6 protein-coding genes are annotated in these 9,337 nt (G+C 49.1%); 1 reads left to right on the top strand and 5 read right to left on the bottom strand.

The features are described from left to right. Positions 1-174 precede the first annotated feature (174 nt). Complete coding sequence (locus ACR0QT_RS11220; RefSeq protein WP_432630862.1) at positions 175-2,238, top strand: ATP-binding protein; 2,064 nt, start codon at positions 175-177, stop codon at positions 2,236-2,238. A gap of 238 nt (positions 2,239-2,476) precedes the next feature. Here ACR0QT_RS11220 and ACR0QT_RS11215 read toward each other — a convergent pair whose 3' ends face one another. From ACR0QT_RS11215 to ACR0QT_RS11195, 5 genes are all read right to left on the bottom strand, one after another. Further along, positions 2,477-3,976 carry a response regulator transcription factor gene (locus ACR0QT_RS11215; RefSeq protein ID WP_432630861.1) on the bottom strand — a complete coding sequence of 500 codons (1,500 nt, stop codon included), beginning with the start codon at positions 3,974-3,976 and terminating at the stop codon, positions 2,477-2,479. After that, positions 3,957-5,741, bottom strand: coding sequence for a sensor histidine kinase (locus tag ACR0QT_RS11210; RefSeq protein WP_432630860.1), 1,785 nt, complete (start codon positions 5,739-5,741; stop codon positions 3,957-3,959). The genes ACR0QT_RS11215 and ACR0QT_RS11210 overlap by 20 nt, the downstream gene beginning before the upstream one ends. Before the next feature lie 182 nt (positions 5,742-5,923). Beyond that, positions 5,924-6,751, bottom strand: coding sequence for a carbohydrate ABC transporter permease (locus ACR0QT_RS11205; protein ID WP_432630859.1), 828 nt, complete (start codon positions 6,749-6,751; stop codon positions 5,924-5,926). 4 nt (positions 6,752-6,755) lie between these two features. Next, a complete protein-coding gene (locus ACR0QT_RS11200; RefSeq protein WP_432630858.1) occupies positions 6,756-7,685 on the bottom strand; it encodes a carbohydrate ABC transporter permease in 930 nt (309 codons plus the stop codon). A 93-nt stretch (positions 7,686-7,778) separates the two neighbouring features. Further along, positions 7,779-9,116: an ABC transporter substrate-binding protein gene (locus ACR0QT_RS11195; protein ID WP_432630857.1), complete on the bottom strand. Its 1,338-nt coding sequence runs from the start codon at positions 9,114-9,116 to the stop codon at positions 7,779-7,781. Between the last annotated feature and the right edge of the window lie 221 nt (positions 9,117-9,337).

Raw genomic sequence — 9,337 nt, 5'->3', positions numbered from 1 at the left:
TATAAGGGGTCACCTCCGTAACATTAAACTTTGGTCGGTAAAATGATTTGGGAGGCTTCTTATAGATGTATTTTATTACAACAAAAAGAATGTTGGAAGTATGTTTTTCAACACACCCCAACATTCAGTATAGAACCAAAACTTTTTTCCAACTATACGCTTCAGCGTGGTGGCATGATTCTGCTACTGGAAGATCTCTCCAACATTTCCGGTCTGTCCTCCAATAACGATACAAACCGGATCTTTGTCCGTTTTCTCTCTGATGAAACTGGTTTTTCTGAACTTCACGCTGACCGTGAGGAAGAAGTATCAGATCGAGACGTCGACGCTACGACAACCGCAAGCGCACCTGTCGTTTTAGAAAATTCCGGCTCAGATAAGAACAAGAATACGGCCGAATTTTTCTTTTCCTGCAACTTTAACGATCGAAGTCACGGCCTTTTAAAATGTCAGATGAAAGGGCAGTCCTGGTATGGCGACGCGATACGGACAAGCGGATATACCCTCTGTGTCTTTTTCCCGAGCTCTGAGGCCTTTTCTCAACGCTCAACTGCAATGTTTTTCGTCATTGCCTTTTACATCATTTTCCTGTTGCTCCTGCTTTTGATCCGCAGACATCTCGATGCCAAAAATATGGCAGAGCTGAACCGCCAGTATCGGATCATCGAGGCGATCGGAAATATTTATGAAACGGTTCTCGTCGTCGATTTAAAGACCAACACGCTGGAGGCTGTCACCGCTCCGGACTACCTGTTTGATGACATTCCATCCCACTCGCCCGCAGACCAGATCCTCGAGAAGTGGGCGAAAAAATACGTTGCCCCGGATTACATCCAGAAACATATTGATTTCATGGAATTCTCCACAATCCAGGAACGCCTCGGGACAAACACCCACCTTGAGCTCAAATACCTGCTCAACAATGGGGTCTGGTGTCAGGTCATGATGATTCCAAAGCGATACAACAATAGCCATCACATCGAGGCGATCCTTCTCGTCACGCGCAACATCACGGACGAGATGAAACACGAGCTTGCAGTCAACCAGCAACTTCGCGAATCCGCCGATGAGGCCAAAAAGGCAAATTCTGCAAAGACGGATTTCCTGCGCCGGATGAGCCACGATATTCGCACTCCGATCAACGGAATCCGCGGAATGCTCGAGATCGCTGACCATTTTCCAAACGATATGAAAAAGCAGGCGGAATGTCGAAAAAAGATTCTTCAGGCTTCCGACTTTCTTCTCGATCTCGTCAACAGCGTCCTCGACATGAACAAGCTCGAGTCCGGAGAATTGATTCTCGAGGAGGTTCCATTCTCGCTTCAGGACGTCTCCCATGAGGTTGCCACAATCATTCGCCCACAGACTGCTGAGCACGGTCTAAAGCTGAGAACCGGAGGTCTTTTTATCCGCCATCATCATCTGATCGGAAGTCCGCTCTACCTGCGCCAGATTCTCTTGAATCTCGCCGGAAACGCGGTCAAATACAATCGCCCCGGCGGTTTTATCTCCGTCTCCTGTCAGGAGATCTCAAGTGACGAGACGACCGCGACGTTTGTCTTCACCGTCGAGGATTCCGGTCTTGGCATGAGCGAGGAGTTCCAGAAGCACCTGTTTGAGCCGTTCTCTCAGGAGAATGTCGCAAGCCGGACTTCGTACACCGGAACGGGTCTTGGTCTCTCGATCACGAAAGAGCTGATTGAGAAAATGGGTGGCACAATCGCATTTAAGAGCAAACAGAACGTCGGGACAACGTTCACCGTCACCCTGCCATTCAAGATTGACAAGAATTATCAGGATTCTGCGTCCGCTCAGGCACTCGACGCCAACTGCAATTTAAACGGCATCCGCGTTCTGCTCGTCGAGGACAATGAACTCAACCGCGAGATCGTGGAATTCCTGCTTGAGAACGAGGGCATCCTCGTCACAAGCGCAGTTGACGGTCAGCAGGCTCTCGACAAGTTTAGGGAGTCAAAACCCGGAACCTTCCATTTCATTCTGATGGATGTGATGATGCCGGTGATGGACGGACTTGAGGCGACACGCCGGATTCGTGCGCTTGACCGCCCGGATGCAAAAAACATTCCGATCTTTGCGATGACGGCAAATGCCTTCGCCGATGACATCCGCCAATGCCGGGAGGCGGGAATGAATGAACACCTCGCCAAACCGCTTGACTCGAAGCACTTGATTGAGCTGATGCACCGGTATTTCTGTATGCAGAAGGGAGATATGTAATAACGATTATTCTCTTAACCGGCTCTCTCAGCGGGCAAAGTCCTGCAAACTCGCTCTCGCTCCGGATTCGGTCAGCGGAAGCGTCACTGGCGCTTCCTAGACATGCAGAGCAACGTAATGGTGCATAAGACCGTAAAAGACACGGTCTAAGCACCAACGTCTCACACGGGTTTGCAGTGACTTGCCCGCCGGAGAGCCAGTTTCCCATTCTTAGAACAAAAGAGCCTGTGAGACACTCTCACAGGCTCTTTCTATACTGCTCCGGGGTCATGCCCTCGACCTTCTTAAAGACTTTTGAAAAATAGGTGCTGTTCTCATAGCCGAGCAGATCGGAGACCTGATAGACCATCTTCCCCTCCGCGAGCAACTGCTTTGCGCGTCGGATTTTCTGGCGGTTCACATACGGGATAAAGTTCTCGTTCATCACGCGCTTGAAAAAGGAACTCAGATACGGCTCTGACACGCCGATATGGCGCGCAACATCAGCAAGCTGAATCGGGGAACTCAAATTCTGTTCAATGTAATCGAGTGCCATCTCAATGATGTCGGACTCGGATTTCTTTTGTCTCGTAAAATATGCGGTTGCAAAATGTTTTGTGAACTCTTTCCACCAGATGCGAAGATCCTCGAGGTTTGCCATATTTACGATCTTCTGGTAATGGCGTCTGCTGTCTGCGACCTCAAGCTCGTCGATCGCCCCGCCAAGCTGGGCGGACTTATCTGAAAATCGGCTCAGAATCTCAATCATCAACCGTTTGATGTACGGCACCGGATAATTCCCCGCCGTCTCAATCTCATCAAAGAGTTCCGAGATATTTTTGTCCATCTCCTCGAGCGACATTTTCTGGATTGCGCGCTCAAGGCGTTCCATATATTCCGCTCCGCCGAGAGTCTGCTGTTTTTCAAATGTAAACGGGGTCTCGAGGTCAACGATCTCCTCCCTGTTTCCATAAAATCCATATGCCTCGATGCTGTCCGCCAATCGGGTGAAAAATCCGGTCTCATGATCCCGGTCGCTGTACGGCGTGATCCCGATGTAACACCGGTTTGTGATGAAAAGCTCAATCTGTCGCTTGAGCGCCTCAACCTCCACGTTCTCTGTTCCCTCGCGGATCAAAAGAAGAAGTTTGCCCTCCCACATCAGTGCGAGGACATGCTTTCCAAGCCCCTGATAATACTGGGTCGCGATCGTCTCGATCAGCTTCATGTCCGTCATCTCTTCCGCATACTTCCACACCATGTAAAAACTCAGACAGCACCCACTCTGAAACTCCTCGGGAATGTTGCGAACCCGTTTTCGCATCTCATATCCGGTCTGCGCAGCGGACTTTTGCTCCGGCACGCTCTCCTCCTCGACTTCCATCTCCGGAAACGAATCCCGCAGATGTTTGAGCGACGCGAGAAGCTCTTCCTTGGAAAGACCAAATTTGCGGATGTAATCGACTGCTCCGAGCTTCATCGCCTCCTTCACCGTATCAAAATCATCGTAACAGCTCACAACGATCGTCTTCACCGAAAGATGGCGACTGCGAATGATTTTTAAGAGTTCCAGACCACTGATCTCCGGGATATTCAGATCCAGAAACATCAGATCCGGATGACCGCTCTCAATCTGTTGCAGAGCCTCCCTGCCGTCGCACGCATCCTCAAGAAGTGTGATCCCAAGTTCCTCCCACGGAAGCAGGGAACGCATTCCAACTCTCGCGAGAAGTTCATCCTCAACAATCAGCGCTTTCATTTTCATCCCCCTTTTCCTCGATCGCCGGAATCCGGAGCGAAACGCGGAATCCACTCTCGATCTCTGTATCAATCGTGAGTCCGTATCCATCTCCGAACAGCCCGGTCAGTCTCTTGTGAATATTCGGAAGACCGATCCCGGTCAGTCCCCGTTTTCCCGGCTCCTCGCGGTTTAAATCGAGCGTTTTTCCCCGGAGTCCCTCGCCGTTGTCTATCAACGTCAGCACAATATCCGTCCCCTGCATTTCCCCGCGAAGCGCAATCACCCCGCACTCCACATGAGACATTCCGTGAATAAACGAATTCTCGACGAGAGGCTGGAGACAGAAGCGCGGGATCTGGTACTTTCGGATATTTTCCGGAATCGAGAAAAAGAACTGAACCTTGTTTCCAAAACGGATCTGCATGATCTTCACATAGGCATTCAGGATGCGCACCGCATTGCCGATGCTCTCCATCTCCGCGTCGCTCTTGTACGTTTCACTTAAGAGAACGCCAAGCTCCGACAGCACATCTGCGACCTCCTCATCGTGATTCATCGAAGCCTTCCAGCGGATCGCATTCAGCGTGTTAAACAGAAAATGGGGATTGATCTGTGCCTTGAGCGCATCGAACCTCGCCTTCTCCTTCATCACGGCTTCCCGTCTCACGTCCTCCATCAGCTTTGCGATTCTGCTCTGCGCGCGGATCATCCCGTTCTCAAGCGCCTGCGTCTCAAGGAAACGGTTCTCCTCGAGTATCAGCTTCTTCGGATCGTTCTGCTCAATCCAGTCAACCTGCCTTGCAAAGAAGAGAATCGGATTCGTGATATACCGGCTGATCATCAACATGATTGCGACGAGAGCAACACCTGCACCTGCCATAAACAGAATCACAACCAGCTGGATCTGCTCGCTCTGTGCAAAAATTTCATGATAATTTCCGACATAGACGACCTGATTATTGCTCGAGGTCAGATTTGAGGAAAGCACATAAAAATTGCCGATCCGCCCCTGCTTTCCCTTAAATTTTCTCCAAACCTCAATCGTCTGCTCTGCGATCTCCGGCGAGAGTTCCTCGGGACCGGATGTGATGATTCTGCCGTTCTGGTCACACATGAACACGGTTCCACTGCGATAAACGGAATCAGACGAGTTCTTCGCCTTTCCGAAAAAGACATCTCTCGGAATCCGCACAAGCGCATAGCCGAGCGCATTTCCACGGTAACGCACGAGTGCGCGTCCAAAGCTCACATATCTGCGATTATCCTTGTAATCAAAGTACGGTGTCATCGCACTGTCCCAGTACGGAATCTGACCACTCTTTTGCATATTTTGATACCAGGTAGCCTCCTGATACTTTTCCGGGATCTCAGCGATCCTTGTGGAGCTGATCTTCTTTCCGTCATTCATCAGAATCATCAGCTCCGCCTCGATGCTTCCGAGCGTCGAGACATTCGTGTTGAGGATCATTCCCTCAATCTGTCCGACCGCGCGGTTTTTCATATACTCATTTTTCGCATTGTAATAATTCTTTAAAAAGCGACTGTTCTCCGTGTAGGTGATCATCGTACTGCTCGCATAGTTTGAGAGCAGGATTGCACTGTCAATCTCCTGCACATTCTGCGCGAACATCATCTTCATCGCTTCCTCAATCCCGGAGTCCGTCTTTTTCTTCAACAAAAAACAAAGGACAGTCAGAGCGAGAAAGAGGGGCACCAGAATGTAAAGCGTCACACTCTGAACCATACTGCGCCAGATGCTCGGCGCACCCTTCCTCTCTCTCATCTCTAACTGTCTCCTGAAACTTCTGTCTATTCTATCTATGTACGATGTATTCCGTCTGTAAATCTACCTGTCTACTTAATCATATTCCCTCGCCACTCTGATCAAATGCTCTGACTGAGAATATTGATCCTCACCTCGCATATCCTCATCATATAGAATTTTCTTCTACAAGAATCGGAATATCATCCCTTGACTGCTCCGGCAGACAGACCACCTACGAGGTTGTCCTGAACGAAGACGAAGAAGACGATAACCGGAATCAGGCTCAAGATAACGGACGCCATCAGCGGGCCCCAGTCGGTCGAATACTCTCCGATGTAATCGCGGATACCAACCTGAACCGTCTTTTTCAGCGTGGAATTGATGAACGTGTTTGCATACATAAACTCATCCCAGGACATCAGGAAGCAATACAGCGTTGTCGCGGAGATACCCGGCTTTGCCATCGGGAAAATCACCTTGATAAACGACTGAAATCTACTGCATCCATCAATCAGCGCGGACTCCTCGATCTCCCACGGAATCTGAAGGAAAAACGTGCACATATTCCAGACTGCAAACGGAAGAACGAACGAGCAGTTGATGATAATCAGACCTGTATGCGTATCAACCAGTCCCATATTTTTCATGATAACATAGTAGGGAATGGAAAGCAACACGCCCGGGAACATTTTCGTGAACAGGATGCTCAGCTTCATCTTCTCTGCTCCGACAATGTTGTAACGACAGAAGCCATATGCCGCCATGACTGCGAGAACCATCGAGATCACCGTCACGACAACGGAAATATACGCACTGTTTAAAAAGTAGCGCACGAAATTTGACTGAAACAAAACTCGCTTAAAATTATCAAATGTGACGTATTTCGGTATGATCTGATTCATATCATAGATCTGCTCCGGCGACTTCACCGAAGTCATCAGAACCCAGATAAATGGCAATACCGAGCACAGGGCAATCAAAGATGCCATCACATACAGAAACGTCCACTCACCCTTTGTCCGCTTCATCTCTCTACCTCCTGCCTTCCCGATCTGAGGAAATCATCTTTACATAGATCACAGTCAGAATCGCAATCACGATGAAAATCACAACCGAAGTCGCTGCTGCATATCCGAACTTGTGATCCACAAACGCCTGACGGTATGCATATGTATACATAATTTCAGTGCTGTCAAGCGGGCCTCCCTTTGTCAGAAGCCAGATTGCATTGAAGTTGTTAAAGATGGAAATCAGATTCAAAATAACCGCAACGGCCATCGGCTCCTTGATGTTCGGAAGCGTGATGTAAAGGAAGCGTTTCAGCTTTCCTGCCCCGTCAATCGCTCCGCTCTCATACATATCGTAAGATACGCCCTGAAGGGCTGCAAGAATAAAGATCATCAGAAACGGTGTGCTCTTCCACACATTTGCGACGATAACCGCCGGCATCGCACTCGTGACATTTCCGAGGAAAGAATATCCCTCTTTCAGGATTCCGAGGCGAATCAGAATTGCATTGAACACACCAATTTTGGTATCGTAGAGTGCGCTGAATGTCAGTGCACTGATCGCTGCCGGGATCGCCCACGGCAGAAGTGCCATTGTACGGAACACACCGCGTCCTTTGAGTTTCTCGTTGAGGATCAGCGCCACTCCCATCGCAAGTGCAAGCTGGATCACGATGTTCACGAGCGTCCACACAATCGAATTCATCACTGCATTGCGATACTTGGAATTTGCAAACACAACGAGATAGTTCTTGAGTCCGGCGAATGTCCCGAAATTCGGGGCATTCGCCTTTGTCATATCATAGTTCAGCAAGCTGATCCAGATTCCCTGCAAAAGCGGATAAACGCTGAGAAGCAGGATTGCGAGGATTGCCGGTGCAATCAGCAGATAACCGTGAATATTTCTCTGAAACGAGTACTCATCGGGTCTTCGTTTCTTTGTCTTCTCTCTCATAAAAGCGCCTCTATCATTCTAATCCAATATACTATGCTCACTCAAGCAATCATCGAAATCAAATACGATTCCAACCATTCTTCACGATTGATTCTAGTAGTTTTCGTTGACAAAGTCATTCAGCTCTGCTTCCAGCTCATTCAGTGCTTCCTCAGCAGTCTTCTGATCGAAGAATACCTTCTTGAATGCGTCTACAACCTTCTGATCGACGGAAGCTGCATTCTTTACTCGCGGTCTCGGAACCGTGTAAGCAGACTCGTCAATGAAGACCTGATACTCCGGATTCATCTCCAGAATCGGGGTGTAATCTACATCGCTTCTTCCAGGAATTCTTCCCTGCTCAGTCATGACATAGTCACATTCCTTGCTCGTCAGATAGTCAACAAACGCCCATGCAAGATCCGGGTTTGCGGTGTTTGCATTGATCGCCATGTTATATCCGCCAAGGCAGACAGCCTGTACGCTTCCCTTCGGCATCGGAGCCAGACCAAATTCCATATCCGGGTTGCCCTTCTGGATGTTCACATAAGCCCAGTCACCGCAGACAAAGAAGAGACAGTCGTCAGAGACGAACGTCGTGTATGCGGTTGCCCAGTCGGTTGCATCTTTCATTCCCTCCGGGAATGCATGGTACTTCGTGTGAAGACCAGTCCAGAATGAGAATGCTTCTTTACCAGACTCATCGTTGACGGTTACGACCGGCTTCTCTCCGGTTGTATCGATCACATCATTTCCATTCTCAAAGAAAATGTTGAAGAGTGCGTAGCCATCGAGACGGGTGGAGATTCCGGAATATCCCTTCTCAGTTGCAAGTTTGATGTCTTCCTCAAGCTCATCCCAGGTCGTCGGTGCGCTGTCCTTTCCGATCTCGGACAGGATTCTCTTATTATAATAGAGTCCGGTGTTGTTGTAATACCACGGAACGGAATAGTAATTTCCCTCATAGAGTCCTGACTCGAGCGGTCCCTGAAGATACTTGTTGTCCGATGCCTCGATCTTGTCATCGAGTGGCATGATCAGTCCCATTGCAGCCAGATCGATCGGCCATCCGGAGTTGTCGAGTGCCACGACATCCGGTCCGGAACCTGCCATTGCGGTCGTCGTAAACTTGCTGATCAGCTCCTGTCCTGCCAGTCCCTCAATCGTGACCTTCGTGCCCGGGTTCTGCTCCTCAAATGCCTTCGCCGCTCTCATGATCGCCGGATCATCCATTCCCGTGAACGTGCTGTTTACCATCACGGTGATCTCTCCGGATACGCTTCCGTCTGATGCCTCAGATGACTCCGATCCCCCATTCTCTGCGGACGACTCTGCAACTTCCTGTTTCGTCTCCGGGGCTACTGCCGATTTTCCTGCGCTTGCTCCCACACAACCGGTCAGTGCGCTCACTGCCGTCAAAGTTGCCATTGCCAGTGCCAGATGTTTTTTCATACCGATTTCCTCCTGTCATTTCCGCTCCCGGAATCCGAACTTTTTTATCTCAGATTTTCTTTCTTCCAAATCTTATTTATCTGTTTCAGATCTTATTTGTTTCAGATCTTATTTGTTTCAGATTCCGGGAACTTTTTGTTTCCTCCGTTTTTCTATGTGCTTATTATAGAAAAATCTTCCGACAAAAGGAATGGCGGTTTTTTTTCAATTTTTGCTCGCTT

The organism is Brotaphodocola sp. (assembly GCF_050873365.1).
Lineage (GTDB): Bacteria > Bacillota > Clostridia > Lachnospirales > Lachnospiraceae > Brotaphodocola.
Note: the sequence above shows the minus strand (reverse complement) of the source record. Positions and strands in the feature narration are given on the sequence as shown.